At 70.1% G+C, this 17,454-nt stretch carries 10 protein-coding genes; 6 read left to right on the forward strand and 4 right to left on the reverse strand.

Features of this window, described 5'->3' with window-relative positions:
* Window positions 1–18 precede the first annotated feature (18 nt).
* Both ileS and E8A74_RS23540 read right to left on the reverse strand, forming a co-directional pair.
* Window positions 19–3,774, reverse strand: coding sequence for an isoleucine--tRNA ligase (gene ileS, locus E8A74_RS23535; RefSeq protein ID WP_136931304.1), 3,756 nt, complete (start codon window positions 3,772–3,774; stop codon window positions 19–21).
* A 73-nt stretch (window positions 3,775–3,847) separates the two neighbouring features.
* The gene (locus E8A74_RS23540) at window positions 3,848–4,135 is read right to left on the reverse strand and encodes a tetratricopeptide repeat protein (protein ID WP_136931305.1); all 288 of its coding nucleotides are present in this window, start codon (window positions 4,133–4,135) and stop codon (window positions 3,848–3,850) included.
* Window positions 4,136–4,561: 426 nt separating this feature from the next.
* Between E8A74_RS23540 and E8A74_RS23545 the strand changes: the two genes are divergently transcribed.
* The 6 genes from E8A74_RS23545 to lpxB all read left to right on the forward strand — a co-directional run bounded on the left by E8A74_RS23545 (window position 4,562) and on the right by lpxB (window position 14,833).
* Window positions 4,562–6,646 (forward strand): OmpA family protein, encoded by a 2,085-nt coding sequence (locus E8A74_RS23545; RefSeq protein WP_211365432.1) that lies wholly within the window; start codon window positions 4,562–4,564, stop codon window positions 6,644–6,646.
* A 231-nt stretch (window positions 6,647–6,877) separates the two neighbouring features.
* The gene (locus E8A74_RS23550; RefSeq protein ID WP_136931306.1) at window positions 6,878–10,747 is read left to right on the forward strand and encodes a MopE-related protein; all 3,870 of its coding nucleotides are present in this window, start codon (window positions 6,878–6,880) and stop codon (window positions 10,745–10,747) included.
* Window positions 10,748–10,961: 214 nt separating this feature from the next.
* Window positions 10,962–11,543, forward strand: a complete 582-nt coding sequence (locus E8A74_RS23555) for a hypothetical protein (protein WP_232379707.1) — start codon at window positions 10,962–10,964, stop codon at window positions 11,541–11,543.
* Window positions 11,521–12,453 carry a matrixin family metalloprotease gene (locus tag E8A74_RS23560; RefSeq protein ID WP_232379708.1) on the forward strand — a complete coding sequence of 311 codons (933 nt, stop codon included), beginning with the start codon at window positions 11,521–11,523 and terminating at the stop codon, window positions 12,451–12,453. Before E8A74_RS23555 ends, E8A74_RS23560 begins: the two co-directional genes overlap by 23 nt.
* Window positions 12,450–13,694: an HRDC domain-containing protein gene (locus E8A74_RS23565; protein WP_136931308.1), complete on the forward strand. Its 1,245-nt coding sequence runs from the start codon at window positions 12,450–12,452 to the stop codon at window positions 13,692–13,694. The genes E8A74_RS23560 and E8A74_RS23565 overlap by 4 nt, the downstream gene beginning before the upstream one ends.
* Window positions 13,691–14,833, forward strand: a complete 1,143-nt coding sequence (lpxB, locus tag E8A74_RS23570; protein ID WP_136931309.1) for a lipid-A-disaccharide synthase — start codon at window positions 13,691–13,693, stop codon at window positions 14,831–14,833. Before E8A74_RS23565 ends, lpxB begins: the two co-directional genes overlap by 4 nt.
* Window positions 14,834–14,851: 18 nt before the next feature.
* Here the strand turns inward: lpxB and E8A74_RS23575 are convergent, their stop codons facing one another.
* On the reverse strand, window positions 14,852–15,781 hold the full coding sequence (locus E8A74_RS23575; RefSeq protein WP_136931310.1) for a hypothetical protein: 930 nt from the start codon (window positions 15,779–15,781) through the stop codon (window positions 14,852–14,854).
* A gap of 1 nt (window position 15,782) precedes the next feature.
* Window positions 15,783–17,309, reverse strand: coding sequence for a hypothetical protein (locus tag E8A74_RS23580; RefSeq protein ID WP_136931311.1), 1,527 nt, complete (start codon window positions 17,307–17,309; stop codon window positions 15,783–15,785).
* Window positions 17,310–17,454: the final 145 nt, after the last annotated feature.

Here is a 17,454-nt window from a genome sequence, read left to right on the forward strand (position 1 = left end):
GGCTTTTTTCGGGGATCTTTAGGCGCGCGCGAGCGTCAGGACGAGGGCTTCGCCGTCGACGTTGAGCTCGCGACGCTCGCCGCGGACCGTGGAGCCGCCGATCTCGAACGAGCGGACGAGCGCCTCGCGGGCGATCTCGTCCTGGGCCGCGCGCGTGACGCGCAGGACGCGCTCGCTGCCCTCGACCGCGAGCGCGATGCGGTCGGTGAAGCCGAGGGAGAGGTCCTTGCGCAGGCCCTGCACGCGCGAGAGGATCTCGCGGGAGAGGCCGTCGTCGCGCAGCGCGTCCGTGAGCGCCGTGTGGAGGACGACGACGCCCGCCTTGCCGCCGGCCGCGGCGAAGTCCTTGCCGGCCTCGACGACGACCTCGATCTCCTCGGGCCCGAGCGAGACCTTCTCGCCGTCGAGGTCGATCTCGATCGCGCCGCGCGTGACGAGCTCGGTGCGGAGCTCGGCGGCGTTGGCCTTCGCGAGGACCTGCTTGGCGAGCTGCACCTTCTTGCCGAGCTTCGGCCCGAGGGCGCGGAAGTTCGGTTTGAGCACGTACCGCACGGCCTCGCCCTCCTGCCCCGGCTCGAGGAAGCGCACTTCCTTGACGTTGAGCTCCTCGGCGATGAGCGCCTCGTGCTGCGCGAGCGCGCGGCGCATGCCCTGGTTCGAGACGATGACGTCGGCGCGCGCGAGGGGCTGGCGGACCTTCAGCTTGTTCAGCGTGCGGACCTGGAGGCCGAGGCTCACGAGTTCGCGGACCGCGCGCATCTCGGCGGCGAGGCCCTCGTCGATCGCGGCGAGGTCGGGCGCGGGGTAACTCGCGAGGTGCACGCTCTCGGGTTGCGAGCTCGCCCAGGGGCCACGGACGAGGGTCTGGTAGAGCTCCTCGGCGAGGAAGGGCGTGAACGGGGCCGTGAGGTGCGCGATGGCCACGAGAGCCTCGTAGAGCGTGAAGTACGCGTCGCGCTTGTCGGCGAGGGCCTCGGCCGAGACGTTCTCCGCGGGCGACCAGAAGCGCGCGCGGCTCCGCCGGACGTACCAGTTCGAGAGCGCGTCCACGAAGTCGACGAGCCGCTGCGCAGCCTCGTACAGGCGGTAGTTGTCGAGGTGCTGCGTGACCTCGCGCGTCGTGAGGGCGAGCTCGGAGAGCAGCCACCGATCGAGCAAGCTGCGCTCGCGCGCTGGCCGGTAGCCCTCGCTCTTCGCGAGATCCGCGGGCGCGACACCGCGGGCGTCGGGGTTTCCGCGGGCCGGATCGAAGCCGTCGATGTTCGCGTAGATCGCGAAGAACGACCACACGTTCCGGATCTTGATCGCGTACTCCTTCTGGACCGCGCGCACGTTCGTCAGCGAGTGGCGCGTGTTCGTCCACGGAGGCGAGGACGCGTAGAAGAACCAGCGGAACGCGTCGGCGCCGGGCGCAGGCGTCGAAGGATCCTCGACGAAGACGCGGTTTTCCTGAGGAAGACGCGGCACGTCCTTGGGCAGGACGCGGAGGGCGTCGCGGGCGGGGGCGAGCCCGAGGGCTGCGATGTCCGACGTGTGCATCACGATGACGCGGCGCGGGAACTTGCCCATGCCCGACGTCGGCCGGAGCGTGATCTCGAGCGCCTCGTTCGGCCGATCCGCGCGGTAGAGCTTGACCTTGGCGCTGTCCCCCTGGAGGTCGAGGCCCTCGTAGTCCTCACGCGCGATGCGGGCGACGCCCTGCTTCACATCACGCTGATCCTTCAGCGGGTCTTCCTGGTCGGAGCAGACCGCGAACTCCATGCTGACGCGGTCGAGGATGACCTCGGGCGGCGTGTAGTTGCCCTTCTGCTTGCTCTCCTTCTTGCCTTCGCGATCGCCCACGTGCCCGAGCACCACGCAGGTCTGGTACGGGTGCGGGAAGCTGCGGATCCGCGAGAGGCCGAGGGACTTCTGCGTCTCCTCGTCGAAGACGAGCGTCGAGATCATGAGCAGCGAGTAGAACCAGCCGCGGGTCTGATCGATCGCCTCGCTGATGAAGTCGGCCGGGAAGGCGCGATCGAACTTCTCCTTCGAGCCTTCCGCGTGCGGAAATCCCCACTGCGCGAAGGGCATCGCGCCCGAGTCGAACCAGCAGTCGATGACCTCGGAGACGCGCCGGTACGTGCCGGGCTCGCCGGGCTTCTGGTACGTGATCTTGTCGATCCAGGGCTTGTGCACGAGCAGGTGCTCGGCCGTCTTCGGGTGCGCGCCCGCGAGGTCACGCTCGACCTCGGCGACGTTGTTGCCGGGCCGCGCGCGCAGCGTGTTCACCGAGTCGATCGCTTCCATGGCGCCCGTCTGGTCGTTCACCCAGATCGGCAGCGGCGTGCCCCAGTAGCGCTCGCGCGAGAGCGCCCAGTCGACGTTGTTCGCCAAGAAGTCGCCGAACCGGCCCGTCTTGATGTGCTCGGGCAGCCAGTTGACCGTCTGGTTGTTCTCGATCGCCTTGTGGATCAGCGCCGTCGTGCGGATGTACCAGGCCGGGCGGGCGTACTGGATGAGCGGGTCGTCGTCCGCGCGCCAGCAGAACGGGTACTCGTGGCGATACTGCTCCGCGTGCACGAGCTTGCCCGCCTGCGCGAGGTCCTTCTGGAGGTCCTTGTCGGCGTCCTTGACCCAGCGGCCCGCGTACTTGCCCATCTCGTCGACGAACGTGCCGTCGGGCTTCACGGCGCAGAACGGATCCTTCGGCGTCTTTCCCGCCGCGAGGAGCTGCCGGTGGGCGCCGTAGTCGTCCTCGCCGAACGCTGGCGCGACGTGGACGATGCCTGTGCCCGCGTCGAGCGTGACGAAATCCGCCGCGACGACCGCGTGCACGGCCTCGTACGCCGAGGCTTCGGCCGCGTAGAGGCCAAACGGCGGCACGTATTTCTTGCCGACGAGCGCCGAGCCCTTGGTGGTCGAAAGAACCGGCAGGTCCTTGCCGAGCTTCTTCGCGAGCGCCTCACGCAGGCCCGCGGCCACGACGAGCTTCCGATCGCCCGCGTCGACGACCACGTAGTCGAAGTCCGCACGCACCGCGGCGTACATGTTCGAGGGCAAGGTCCACGGGGTCGTCGTCCAGACGCAGAGCGCCGTGGACGGGTCGTCGACGAACGGGAACGCCACGAAGACGCTCGGGTCGTCGACGGTTTTGTAGCCCTGGCCGACCTCGGCGCTGGAGAGCGCCGTCCCGCCCTGCGCCCACCACCAGACGACCTTGTGGCCCTGGTAGAGCAGGCCCTTCTCGTAGAGCTTCGCGAGCGCCCACCAGACGCTCTCGACGTAGCTCCGGTGGTACGTGACGTACGCGTCGGGCAGGTCGACCCAGAAGCCGATCTTGTCCGTCAGCTTCTCCCACGCGTCCGTGTAGCGGAAGACGCTCTCGATGCAGCGCGCCACGAAGGGCTCGACGCCGTACTTCTCGATGTCCGCCTTGCCGTGGATCCGGAGCTCTTTCTCGACCTCGACCTCAACCGGCAGGCCATGCGTGTCCCAGCCCGCTTTGCGCGGCACGTCGTAGCCGCGCATCGTCTTGTACCGAGGGAACACGTCCTTCACGGCGCGCGTGAGCACGTGGCCGTTGTGCGGCATGCCGTTCGCCGTGGGAGGGCCTTCGTAGAAGACGAACGTGCCCTTCGAAGGGCCCGTGGCGCGCGTCTCGGCCGAGAGCGTCTTCTGGAAGATGCCCTCCCTCTTCCAAAACGCGAGGATCTCGGCCTCGTCCCTCGGGAAATCGAGCTCGGGCCTTACGGTCTTGAAGAGGTTTTTCCGGGAAGATTCGCGGCCTGACATGGTCGGCTGCGCTTAGCACGTTTCGCCCGCGAAGGGCGTCGAGCACGCCCGCTTCCCACGTTTCCAGGCCCGTTCAGGGGGAGGGAGCAGGGACGGGCGAGCCAAGCTCAGCGAGCTCCTGACGCGCGCGCTCCGCGAGGCGGGTCGACGGGTAACGGGTGGCGAGGAAGCGCAGCGTGGTGATGCGCGCCTCCTTGTCGCCCCGCTCCCGGAACTGCTCGGCGAGCTGATAAAGCGCGGCCTCGGGAGGCTCCTCGAAGGCCTTCTCGGGGTCGGGATCTCGCGCGCATTGAAAGGGGGCCGTGGCGAGGGCGCCGAGGACCAGAGCCGCGGCCGGCGCGCGGAGGAGCGAGAGAAGCACAGACGTATCGTCGCCGGGCCGATTCCGCTGTCAACGATCCCGTGTGGAGCGCGTGTGGCGTGGACGATCGGGGTGGTCGGGCCAAACACCAGGAGAACCAATGAAAACACGTCTGGTTTCGGATCGTTGCGTAACGGTGCATGCCGCAGCGGGGTGTGGCGCGGCCGGATCGAGGACCCGAGACCTCAGTTGAGGCGCGCAGATGCGGACGACGGGCCTCACTGGAACGGTCGACGAACGTGATTTCGGCCGATCGTTTGTGGTCCGTCGCCGGCACAGTCCGTGTATAGGTAGCTCCCGTGTCCGCTGCCGCCGAAGACACACGAGCGACGCGGTGGACATCCTCGGGTCACTCCAGGGCGACGTCTTCCGTCGAGCATTCCTTTGGCGGACTCCGACACGAAAATTCGAGAGGTCAATCACGCGATGCGAACTTCCAAGGGATATAGGTGGCTGCTCTGCGCGGCGGCGCTGGGGTCGATCGCGGGCATCGCCGCGCCGGCAAGTGCGGACGATCTCGCCATCAACCGGTTCTACCCCTCCGCGGCCGGTGATCGGCTCTTCGGCGTCCAGTCGCCCTTCGTGAACGGGGAGCTCACGCCGCACGCCGCGCTCATCGTCGACTACGCGCACAACCCCCTCGTGCTGCGCCGCCGGAGCGACGACGAGTCGCTCGGCTCGGTCGTGAGCAACCAGCTCTATTTGCACCTGAACGGGTCGTTCGCGCTCTTCGAACGGCTGCTCGTCAACGTCGACGTCCCCGTCGCCCTCTACCAGAACGGCGAGAACCCCACGAACTCGCTCGGCATCACCTCGCCGAGCGGCGCCGATTTCGGCGACCTGCGCCTCGGCCTCCGCCTGCGCGTGCTCGGCGACTACGACAGCCTCTTCCAGCTCGCCATCGGCGGCTACGTCTGGGTGCCCACGGGCACGGGCGCGTTCGTGACGGACAACAACGTCCGCGGCCTCCCGCAGGTGATCGTCGGCGGCAAGCACGACCGGTTCGTGTACTCGGTCGCGATCGGCCCGGAGATTCGCCCCGACCAGAACTACTTCAACAACGTGCTGCTCGGCACGACGTTCGTGGCCGGCGGCGGTATCGGCTTCCTCTTCGGCGAGGAGCGAAACTTCCAGATCGGCCCCGAGTTCAACGTCGTCGCCTCGATGCGCGAGACGACGCGGCAGAGCCTCAACGCCGAGGCGCTCGTCGGCGCGAAGTACCGCTTCGCGGACAACTTCGAGGCAGGCGTCGCCGCCGGCCCCGGCCTCGCCTCCGGCATCGGTACGCCGGACTTCCGCGTCGTCGGCTCGCTCGCGTACACGCCGAAGTGGTCGGCGAAGGACACGGACCAGGACGGCATCGTCGACAAGGAGGACGCCTGCGTCGACGTGAAGGGCGTGAAGCACTCCGATCCGAAGAAGAACGGCTGCCCGTCGGATCGCGACGACGACACGATCCTCGACGTGCAGGACGCCTGCCCGGACGTGAAGGGCGTGGCGAACGCGGATCCGAAGAAGAACGGCTGCCCGCCGGACAGCGACGACGACGGCATCTACGACGACAAGGACGCCTGCCCGGACGTGAAGGGCGTGGCCGATCCGGATCCCGCGAAGAACGGCTGCCCGCCCGACAAGGACAAGGACGGCATCCTCGACGCGCAGGACGCCTGCATCGACGTGCCCGGCGTGGCCGATCCGGATCCGAAGAAGAACGGCTGCCCGCCCGACAAGGACAACGACGGCGTCTACGACGCGCAGGACGCGTGCCCGGACATCCCCGGCATCAAGACGAGCGATCCGGCGACGAACGGCTGCCCCGGCGACACCGACGGCGACACGATCCGCGACGACAAGGACGCCTGCCCGAACGAGAAGGGCAAGCCCGATCCGGATCCGAAGCAGAACGGCTGCCCGAAGGCGGTCCGCGTCACCGAGACCGAGGTCATCATCCTGCAGCAGGTGCAGTTCGACACGGCCAAGGCGACGATCCGCAAGGTCAGCGATACGCTGCTCGACGAGGTCGCGGCCGTGCTCAACGAGCACCCGGAGCTCCTCAAGGTCGAGGTCCAGGGCCACACCGACAGCCGCGGCTCGAAGCAGCTCAACACGAAGCTCTCGCAGGCGCGCGCCGACGCGGTGAAGGCTGCGCTCGCCAAGCGCGGCGTGAGCGCCGATCGCATGTCGACGATGGGCTACGGCCCGGATCGGCCCGTGGGCGACAACGCGTCGGAGGAGGGCCGCCAGGCCAACCGCCGCGTGCAGTTCGTCATCCTCGAGAAGAAGATGAAGGACGGCTCGATCAAGAAGTTCGAGCCCGTCGCGCCGCCCGCGCCGCCGCCCGCCGCGCCGAAGGGTGCTGCTCCGAAGGGCGCCGCGCCTGCGGCCCCGAAGGGCGCGGCTCCCGCGCCTGCCGCGCCGAAGGGCGCGGCTCCCGCGCCTGCGGCCCCGAAGGGCGCGGCTCCCGCGCCTGCGGCCCCGAAGAAGGCTGCGCCGGCTCCCACCAAGAAGTGACGAACGCGGGGCGTCCGCGAAAGCGGGCGCTCCGTGACGCGACCGGTCCGGAGGTTCGAAAGGGCCTCCGCGACCTCGTCTTCACCGCCTCGGCGCGCTCCTGCGAGGTGCGGGTCGAGATCCGCTTGGCGCTCGGGCTTCGGAGGCCGCGCCACTCACGAAACGGCGGTCGTTCGGGCCGCCGAGCATTCCGTTGGGACACCAAATGGACTGCGACAAGGGACCTAGGACATGAGACGACATTGGCTTTGGGCGGGGCTCGCGAGCGTGACAGCGCTCGGGATCTGCGCCCGTGACGCGGCTGCCGAGCAGAAACTACGTGTGCAGGTCGATCAGAGGGGCGACTTCCTCCTCGTCGGCAACACCCTCGGCTACGACTGCCAAAACATCTCGGGCAATCCGCCGCCCGCGCCCGTGGTGGGCACCGCCCCGGCGCTCGCGCAGTGCGGCAACAACGCGAGCGACAGCGGCATCGACATCTTGTGGCGCTCGGACTCGCCGATGGCTGGGCAGGCCGAGACGAACACGGGCATCACGGTGGCGAACGCGCGAAGCACCGCGGTCCTCACGATCCCGGCAGGTGCGACGGTCACGCACGCCTACCTCTACTGGGGCGCGACGCGTAGCACCACGGGCGCCGACACCACGGCCACGCTCGATCGGCCGGGCGTCTTCAGCCAGGACCTGACGTCGATTCAAAGCTACACGACATCGACGAACAACGCCTATCAGAGCGTCGCCAACATCACATCGATCGTGCAACAGCAAGGCTCGGGCGCGTACCGCGTGTCGGGCGTCGACGTCGAGAACCCGGTCGGCCAAGGCGCGAACGACGAGACGACGTTCGCAGGCTGGTACATGGTCGTGCTCTACGAGCGCGCATCGGATCCGCCGCGCAACCTGGCGATTTTCGACGGGCTCGACATCGTGGGCAGCGGGAACCCGCAGAACGTGACGCTCTCGGGCTTCCTCGTGCCGCCGGCGTTCGCGAACGCGAGGCTCGGCGTCGTCGCGTTCGAGGGTGACACGACGGTCACCGGCGACTCGTTCTCCTTCGGCGGCACGCAGCTCACGAACGCGCTGAACCCCGCGGCCAACTTCTTTAACCGCACGCGGACGAACCTCGGAGCCGCCGTGACGGTGGCGGGCGACCTGCCCCAGCTCAACGGCACCGCCGGCAGCTACGCGGGCATGGACATGGACATCGTGGACATCACGCCCCTTCTCACGGCAGGCCAGATGTCCGCGCCGATCTCGGCGACGAGCGACGGCGACCAGTACTGGCTCGCTGGCTTCGTGACCTCGATCCCCACGTACAAGCCCGACTTCACGACGTCGCTGAAGACGGCCGTCGACGTGAACGGCGGCGCGCTCGTGGTGGGTGACACCGTCGAGTACACGATCGTCGCGACGAACACCGGCAACGACACGGCGATCAACACCGTGCTGAAGGACCCGCTCCCGATGGGCGTGACGTACGTGCCGGGCTCGATCGAGGTCGTGTCGGGCCCGAACGCGGGCGCGAAGACGGATGCATCCGCCGACGATCAGGGCGAGTACGACGCCGGCACGAACACGGTGCTCATCCGGATCGGCACGGGCGCAAACGCCACGAACGGCGGGACGATGCTCGTCAACGACACGACGACCGTGAAGTTCCGCGTGACCGTGAACCCGGACGCGACGGGCACGATCCTGAACCAGGCGATCATCACGGCCGCGGGCGAGACGGGCGCGTCGGCCGAGGACACGCCCACCGACGGCAACGGCCCGTCGCCGAACGAGCCGCCGACGCCGATCTACATCGATCAGTGCACGTCGGACGCGAACTGCATGGCGCCCACGCCGGCCTGCAACGTGGCCGCGACGCCGAACACCTGCGTCCAATGCGTGACGGACACGCACTGCGGCGGCGCCACGCCGTCGTGCGACGTCGCCACGAACATGTGCACCTGCGTGCCCACGGGCGCGGAGATCTGCGACGGCCTCGACAACGACTGCGACGGCACCATCGACGAGGGCTTCAACGTCGGCATGGCGTGCTCCGCGGGCGTCGGCGCGTGCCAGACCTCGGGCGCCTTCGCGTGCTTGCCGAACGGCACCTCGGCCTGCAACGCCATCTCGGGCGAGCCCGGCACCGAGACCTGCAACAACATCGACGACGACTGCAACGGCGTCACGGATGACGGCTTCAACGTCGGCATGGCGTGCTCGGCCGGCATCGGCGCCTGCTTGGCGTCGGGTGTCCTCGCGTGTGACGTGTCGGGCCTGTCCACGTGCAACGCGGTCCCCGGCATGCCCACGCCCGAGGTCTGCGGCGACGGCATCGACAACAACTGCGACGGCGTGACCGACGTCGGCTGCCAGGACTCCGACGGCGACGGCATCCCCGACGACGTCGAGACCCAGAACGGCACGGATCCGAACGACGCGGACTCCGACGACGACGGCGTGTCCGACGGCGAGGAGCCGGACGGGAACGTCGACACCGACGGCGACGGCCTCATCAACGCGCTCGATCCGGACAGCGACGACGACGGCCTCTTCGACGGCACCGAGCTCGGCAAGGACTGCACGAACCCGGCGACGGATCCAGACGCGCAGAGCTGCCGCCCCGACGCCGATCCGAGCACGACGACGGACCCGCTCGATCCGGACACGGACAACGGCGGCGTCTCCGACGGCGACGAGGACACGAACCTGAACGGCAAGATCGACGCGGGCGAGCGGGATCCGAACGATCCGCAAGACGATTCGAACGCGCCGACCGACAGCGACGGCGACGGCCTGAGCGACGATCTCGAGGAGCAGATCGGGACGAACCCGAACGACGCGGACTCGGACGACGATGGTGTGCTCGACGGGCAGGAGCCGAACCCGAGCGCGGACACCGACGGCGACGGGCTCATCAACGCGCTCGATCCGGACAGCGACAACGACGGCCTGTTCGACGGCACGGAGATGGGCAAGGACTGCTCGAACCCGGCCACGGACCCGAGCAAGGGCAAGTGCATCGCCGACGCGGATCCGAGCACGACGACCTCGCCGCTCGACGCGGACACGGACAAGGGCGGCGTCTCCGACGGCTCCGAGGACGTGAACCGCAACGGCAAGGTGGATCCGGGCGAGATCGATCCGAACAACGGCAGCGACGACAGCACGAAGCTCGACAGCGACGGCGACGGGCTGACGGACGACTACGAGACCGAGATCGGTACGAACCCGAACGATGGGGACTCCGACGACGACGGCGTGCCCGACGGCGAGGAGCCGAACCCGACGGACGACACCGACGGCGACGGCATCCTCAACGCGCTCGATCCGGACAGCGACGGCGACGGGCTGAAGGACGGCACGGAGATGGGCAAGGACTGCTCGAATCCGGCCACGGACACGAGCAAGGGCAACTGCGCCCCCGACGGGGACAACGGCGCCACGACGACCTCGCCGGTGAATGCCGATACGGACGGCGGCGGCGTCTCCGACGGCGACGAGGACACGGACAAGGACGGCGTGGTCGATCCGAACGAGCGGGATCCGAACGATCCGCAGGACGACAACGTCGTTCCGCCCACGGACTCGGACAACGACGGGCTGACGGACGACGAGGAGGCCGAGTTCGGGACCGACCCGAACGACGCGGACTCGGACGACGATGGCGTGCCCGACGGTCAGGAGCCGAAGCCGGGCGAGGACACGGACAAAGATGGGCTCATCAACGCGCTCGATCCGGACAGCGACAACGACGGGCTCTTCGACGGCACCGAGCTTGGTCTCGGCTGCTCGAACCCGGCCACGGACGCGGCGGCGGAGACGTGCATCCCCGACGCGGACATGGGCAAGACGAAGACCGATCCGCTCGACGCGGACTCGGACAAGGGCGGCCTCAAGGACGGCGAAGAGGACAAGAACAAGAACGGCGTGGTCGACGCGGGCGAAAGCGATCCGCTCGATCCGGCAGACGACGCCGTGGACGGCACCATCCTGACGGGCCACGGCCTCTGCGCCGCGCGGCCCGGCAACGATGCGACGCCTGGCGTGGGCTTCCTCCTCGCGCTCGCGGCGGGGACGGCGCTCATCCGCCGCCGAAGGCGCGGCTGATCGGTAGCTAGGGAGCTCTCCGAGCGCGGAAGGCCGCGCCTGAGAGGGATGCAGCGCCGCGGTCTTGTTCGAGGACCGTGGCGCTTCGTTTTTTGGAGGGGGCGAACCTCGCGTGTCCGGACGGCACGAGGATCACGAGCGCGCGCGTCGCCCCCACGTGGAGCGTCATCGCAGCGATGGTGGTATCGTTGCCTGCATGCGTGTTCGAGCCTCCATGCTTGCGCTGTCGATCGCCTTGCCGGCGGCGCTGTTCGTATCGCCACACTCGCCCCACACGGGCCCGCAAGAAGCTGCGGCGGCGGTCTCGGTGGTCGTCTCGCTGGATGAGCTCGTGACGGGCTCGTCGTTCGTGGTCGTCGCGAAGGCGGCCGAGCGACAGAGCATGTGGGAGGACACGCCGAACGGGCGGCGGATCGTCACGTACACGCGTCTCGACGTGGAGCGCTCCGTGGTCGGCGAGCCGGGGACACAGGTGTGGGTGCGGACGCTCGGCGGGGTCGTGGGGGACGTCGGGCAGTGGGTTTCGGGCGAGGCCGTGATCCCGCCCGGGGAGCGCTCGCTTTTGTTTCTGCACAAAACGCCGACGGCCGTCGTGGTGACGGCGATGGCGCAGGGGCACTACCGCGTGCTCACGGAGGAGGGCGTGCCGAAGCTCGCGCCGAGCCCGGACGCAGGGACGATGCTGCCGCGGACCGGGCCCAGCATCGGGGCGCGTGAGGTTCTCGTGGGGGCGACGCTTTCGCGCGCGCTCGTGGCCATCGAGGAGGTGAAGCGTGCACCACGTGAACGCAAGTAACCGGGGAAGGTTCGCGCCGATCGCAGCCGGGCTCTCGCTCGTCGCGGCGACGCTGCTGCTCGCGCCGACGGCCTCGGCCTACTGCCGCACGACGAGCTGCAAGGGCATCGGGACCGGCGCGCGCTGCACGCCGGTGCGCCCCACCGACTGCGGCGTCGAGCTCTTCTGGAAGAGCCCCTGCGTCGGCTTCTCCATGCAGAAGGACGCGTCGGTGCAGATCGATCTCGACGACGCGACGCAGATCTTCGTCGATTCCTTCAAGAAGTGGACCGACGCGGACTGCGGCGACGGCAAACATCCGCGCATCAAGGTCGTGAACCTCGGCCCCGTGGAGTGCAAGGCGCACGAGTACAACAAGAAGGCGGGCAACGCGAACGTCATCCTCTTCCACGACGACGTGTGGCCGCACGCCGGCGCGGGGAGCACGCTCGCGCTGACCACCGTCACGTACAACGTCGATACCGGCGAGATCTACGACGCCGACATGGAGCTCAACGGGGCGAACGTCGAGTTCACGACCGGCATCGACAACGTCCTCTACGACCTGCCCTCGATCGCAACACACGAGACGGGCCATTTCCTGGGCCTTTCGCACTCCGCGGATGGGACCGCGACGATGTTCGCCGACTACATGCCGGGCTCGACGGAGCTGGGATCGCTGGAGAACGACGACATCGAGGGCATCTGCGCGGCCTACCCGCCCGGCGATCCGATCCCCGCGTCCTGCGATCCCACGCCGCGCCGTGGCTTCGAGTCGCAATGCAATCCGCCTGAGATCACGCCCGAGGACGGGAGCTGTTGCACGACGGCCCCTGGCGCGCCTCGATCCGCGGGCGGAAGCGCGCTCGCAGCCCTCGCCCTCGCCCTCGGCCTCGCGGCGAAGCGGCGCGCCGAGCGCACGCGTCCATGACGAGCCTGGAAGCGCCGCCGTACGACGTCGTCTGGGTCGACGAGGCACGCGCGCTCGGAGGCGCGATCGAGCGCGCCATGAAGGCCAAGGCGATCGCGGTGGACGTGGAGGCGAACGGCCTCTTCGTCTACCGCCCTCGCCTTTGCGCCGCGCAGATCGCCTGGGAGGAAGGGGATTCGACGGTCGTCCTGATCGTCGACACGCTCGCGACGAGCGCGGCCGCGCTCGAACCCCTCCTCGGCCCCGAGGGGCCGATCAAGGTGCTGCACGATCTCACGTTCGACGCGCGCATGCTGGCCGAGGTCGGCGCGCCGCTCGCGCGCGTGCGCGATACCTCGGTGACGGCGCGGCTCCTCGGCCAGAAGGCGACGGGGCTCGCGTCCGTGCTCGCGGCGGAGCTCGGCGTCGTCCTCGACAAGCGCTTTCAGCAACACGACTGGTCGCGAAGGCCTGTTTCACCGGCGGAGCGGCGTTACCTCGGGGACGACGTCGCGTACCTCCTGCGGCTCGATCGCGCGCTCGCCGCGAAGGCGGCGGCGATCGACATCGAGGCCGAGATCGAGGAGGAGTGCACGTACAAGCTCCGCGCCGCGCTCGCGCCTCCGCGGGAGACGCGTCCCTCGTACGTGCGGATCAAGGGCGCACAGAAGCTCGATCGGCCAGGCCGTGCCGTGCTGCGGGGCCTCGTCGCCGCGCGCGAGGCGATCGCCGAGGCCGCTGACGTGCCGCCGTTCAAGATCGTCACGAACGAGATCTTGATCGAGCTCGCGCAGAAGCGTCCGACCTCGATCCCGGAGCTCGGCCACGTGCCCGGCGCGCTCTCGGGCCGCGCGGGGAGGCACGCCGCGAGGTGGCTCGAGGCGATCACGCACGGCGCGGCCGAAGGGGACGTGCCGCCCGAGGAGCAAGCGCTCTTCGAGGTCGCGCCGATCGATCGGAGGGAGATCACGCGGCGTCGGGAGATCGAGGCGAAGATCAGCGCGTTCCGGCGCGCCGAGGCGAAGCGCCGCGACATCGACGAGCAGGCCGTGCTCCCAGGGCATTGCGCGCAGGATGTCGCGAGCATCCTGTTCACGGCGGCGGGGGAAGATCCCACGGCGACGCTGGCGCGGATCGCGGCCATCCCGGGGCTCGGAGCGAAGCGGGTCGAGCGGTACGGCAAGCGCCTTGCGTCGCTGCTCACGGCACCGGGGGAGGTCTCCACGCAAGCACCGGGGAGCGCGCCGCGCGAGGAGTCGTGAGCAGGGCCGGCGCGCCGCTGCTCGTCGTCGCGGGCGAGGCCTCGGGAGATCGCATCGCGGCCGAGGTGCTGCGCGCGCTCGGGCCGGCCGTGCGCGCGTTCGGCATCGGGGGACGCGGTTGCAGGGCGCAGGCCATGGAGACGCTCGCGGATACGTCGGACGTCGCCGCGATGGGCACGCTCGACGTGCTCCGCAAAGCGCCGGCGCTCGGGCGATCGCTCGCCGTGCTGGTGGACCGGATTCGAAGGGATCCGCCGCGCGCCGCGTTGCTCGTGAACTTCACGGAGCTCAACGCGCGGCTCGGGCGGGCGCTCCGGCGCCGCGGGACCCGTGTCCTTTGGGCCGTCGCGCCGCAGGTATGGGCCTGGCGCGCGGGGAGGATCCGCGCGCTCCACGATGCCGTCGATCGGCTCGCCGTCGTCCTGCCGTTCGAGGAGTCGCTCTGGCGTGACGCGGGGTACGACGCTCGGTTCGTGGGGCATCCGTCGGCCGACGTGCCACGCCTACCCCGCGAGGTCGCGCGCGCGCGGATCGGGCTCGGCGCCGGGCGCGCCGTCGCCGTGCTCCCGGGCAGCCGCGCCGGCGAGATCACGCGCCTCGCGCCGCTCTTCTGCGAGGCCGCCTCGATGCTCAGGGCGCGCGGCGACGTCGACGAGGCGCGCGTGCTCGTGGCCCCGTGGCTCGACGCGCGCGCCCGCGGCGAACTCGAACGGGCGGCTCGACGCGCCGGCGTCGGGATCACCGAAGCCGACGCGGAGCATGGCGCGGCTCCGCTGCTCGGGGCCTTCGACCTCGCGCTTTGCGCCTCGGGGACGGCTTGCCTGGAGGCGGCGCTCGCCGGGCTGCCCACGGTCATCGGCTACCGCGTCGATCCCCTCACCTACGCCCTCGCGCGCCGCCTCGTGCGCACGCCGCACATCGGCCTGCCGAACGTCCTGCTCGGCCGCCGCGCCTCCCCCGAGCTGCTCCAGGACGCATGCACGGCCCGCGAGCTCGCCGCGTCCGCTGCTTCCCTCGCGAACGAAGAATCCCGTGGGCGCGCCCAGGCCGACGCTCGCGCGCTCGAAGCGCGGCTCAGGCCCCCTTCCCCGGGCCCCTTCGGCGCACGCGTCGCGGCCCTGCTGGAGCCGTGGCTCTAATCCTTTGACGCCAAACGATCACGTGCGCGGTGAGGACGAGGCCCCCGATCCAGCGCGCTTCTCCGGCTTGGCGTGCATCGCCTCGAAGGCGCTCACGACCTCCCGGGAAAACTCTTCCACCACCGCTCGATGCGCCGCGAGCCCGCCGTCGAGCGCCGCGCGCGCCTTCTCCAGCACGGCGCTCACGTGCTCGGCCCGCTGCCGCGCGAGCACGCGGAAGGCGAGCATCCGACCTGCGGGGACCGCGACGAGCGCGATCGACGCGGGCGACCAGGCGAACACCGGCGCGGCGCGCGTGATGGAACCGAGGTCCGTGAGCGGCGAGCGCGACAGCCACACGCCGAGCACGGCCTGATAGCCCTCGGCGACCGCCGACGGCAAACCGTCGCACATCTCGTGCAGCGGCACCCGCTGCGTCTCCACGTGCACGCGCCGCAGGCCTTGCCACATCAGGAGCCGCTTCGGCGGAGGCACGCCGCGGAAGCTCGCCGAGCCCGTCCACCACCGCACCGACGTATCCGCGCGGTTGAGCTCCATCACGCGCGCGAACGTCGCGTGGCGGGCGAGCGCCGCGCCCACGTCGCGCGGCGGCGGAACATGGCCACACAACTCGAACACGCTCCGCAGCAGGCGCATGTAGCGCCCCTTCGTGAAGAGCCCGCCGAGCTCGTGGTTCGTCACCTGCAAGACGTCGTTCAGCGCCGCGGCGAGGGCCCACTCGTGCTCGTCGAGATCCGGCAACGTGTCGACCGGCGCGAGGAGCCGCGCGCGCCGCACCCGCGCGACGTCGATGCGCGCGCGCAGGTCCGCGTCGACGATGCGCCTCCCCTCCCCGAGCTTCGTCCCGGCCTGCCCGAACGGGCGCGCGAGGCGTAATTTTCCGCCGAGAACGAGGGGCGCGACGATCCCCGCGACGAGCTCTTCGAACCGTTCGTCGTCGCTCGCCAAGCTAGCCTCCGCCGCTCGCGCCCCCGGGGAGCGCGGGGAGTGCGCCGTCGTCGCCCGCATTGACGTCGCGCAGCGGCCGGAGGCCCACGCCGCCGAGCGTCACTTCGGGCAGCTCCGTGGCCAGCGCCGACGAGAGCGCGTCCGCGAAGCGATCGGCCGCGAGCGGGAGCCACGCCTGCGCTTCGAGCACGGCCGTTTCGAGCGAGACGAACCCCTCCTCGGGCACGCCGAGCACGGCGCCGTCGCGGCCGATGAAGAGCACCTGCCCCGGCGGCGCCCCGAGCGAGCGATAGAGCACGTCGGGCGCGACCGCGGGCACCACGTCGTAGCCCGCGGGCACGTAGAGCTGCTTGTGCACCTCGCGGAAGAACTGCCCCACGGGGATGCCCTCGATGCCCGTCGGATGGCGGACGATCGCGCCGCGCTCGGTGAACGCGACGCGCGCCGCGCGCAGGCTCTCCGGCCCGAGCGCATAGGCGATGCGGCGCAGCACCGGCAGGTCCTCGGCCTCGACCCAGGTCGCGGTCACGTGCCGCCATGGATCGAGCGTGGGCACGAGGCGCAGCGCGACCGAGACGGACGTCGTCGGCTGGGCGCTCGCGTGCGCGGCGGCCACGTCCTTGCGCATCTCCATGCGGGCGAAGGCGCGCACGTCGCCGAGCGCGGGCAGCTTCGGGATCTCCAGCGGATCGAGCCCGTGACCGCGGAAAAGAACGAGGCCCGTCTCCGCGAAGACGGGGCACGCGCGGAGGTTCACGGGGTGCCGAAACCCGACCTCCACGGCCGTGCCCGGCGCGGCCGGGACGAACATCGAGAGGCCCGGCGTCCGCGTGAGCAGCGGGATCATGCGCTCGGGCAGCTCGGGCACACGGAACAGGTACCGGACGACCGGCCCATCATCGAAGCTCGAAGCCGGCGGCCACTCGGCGACGCCGACCTCGGCCGTGACGCCCGAGCGCACGAAATAGTGGATCAGCGCAGGTCCGAGCCCCGCCTCCGCGGCAAGCCAGCGCGGCCCGGGCTCGCGCCCCGTCGCGGGATCCGCGTGCGGCTCGAGGCGCAGCACGAGCGAACGAACGTCGACCTTCCGCTCCGCCTCGTAGCTCTGCGAAAACGTGTTGTGGTAGAGCCAAAGCGTCGCGTCGCCCGCGCTGATCTGCGCGACGTCGTAGCCAAAGGGCGCCGCCGCGTCGCGGTACTGGACGAAGTGACGGCTCGTCCCGGTGAACGTATATCCGCCCGCGAGGCGCGCGATCTCGGCGATCCGGTCCATGCGATCGCTCGTCTCCGCCGCGAACGTGAGCGTCACCTCGCGCGCCCCGAGCTTCGAACGCACGACCTCGATCGCGAGCGACCGGAGGATGTCGGCGAGCGAGCCCTGCCTCGTGTAAAGCGCAAGAAACGCGACGAGCCGATCGATCGAGGGCAGGAGGACCACGCCCTTCGCGCCGAGCGCCACGCCGCGCGCGTCCAGGCCGAGGCCCGGCGTGCGGAGCCTCGTCTGGTGGACCGCGACCCGCTCGAGCATGCGCTAGCTCCTCTTCGCGTCTCCTGCGCTCGCCGGTTCACCCGAATCCGGCGGGCACGTGGCCGAGAGGCTAGGGGCTCGGCCCGAGACCGTCAAGCGAGCGCGCTCTCGGGTGCACCTGCCGCCTTTTGGCTCGTGCGCCGAT

This window comes from Polyangium fumosum, assembly GCF_005144585.1.
GTDB lineage: Bacteria > Myxococcota_A > Polyangia > Polyangiales > Polyangiaceae > Polyangium > Polyangium fumosum.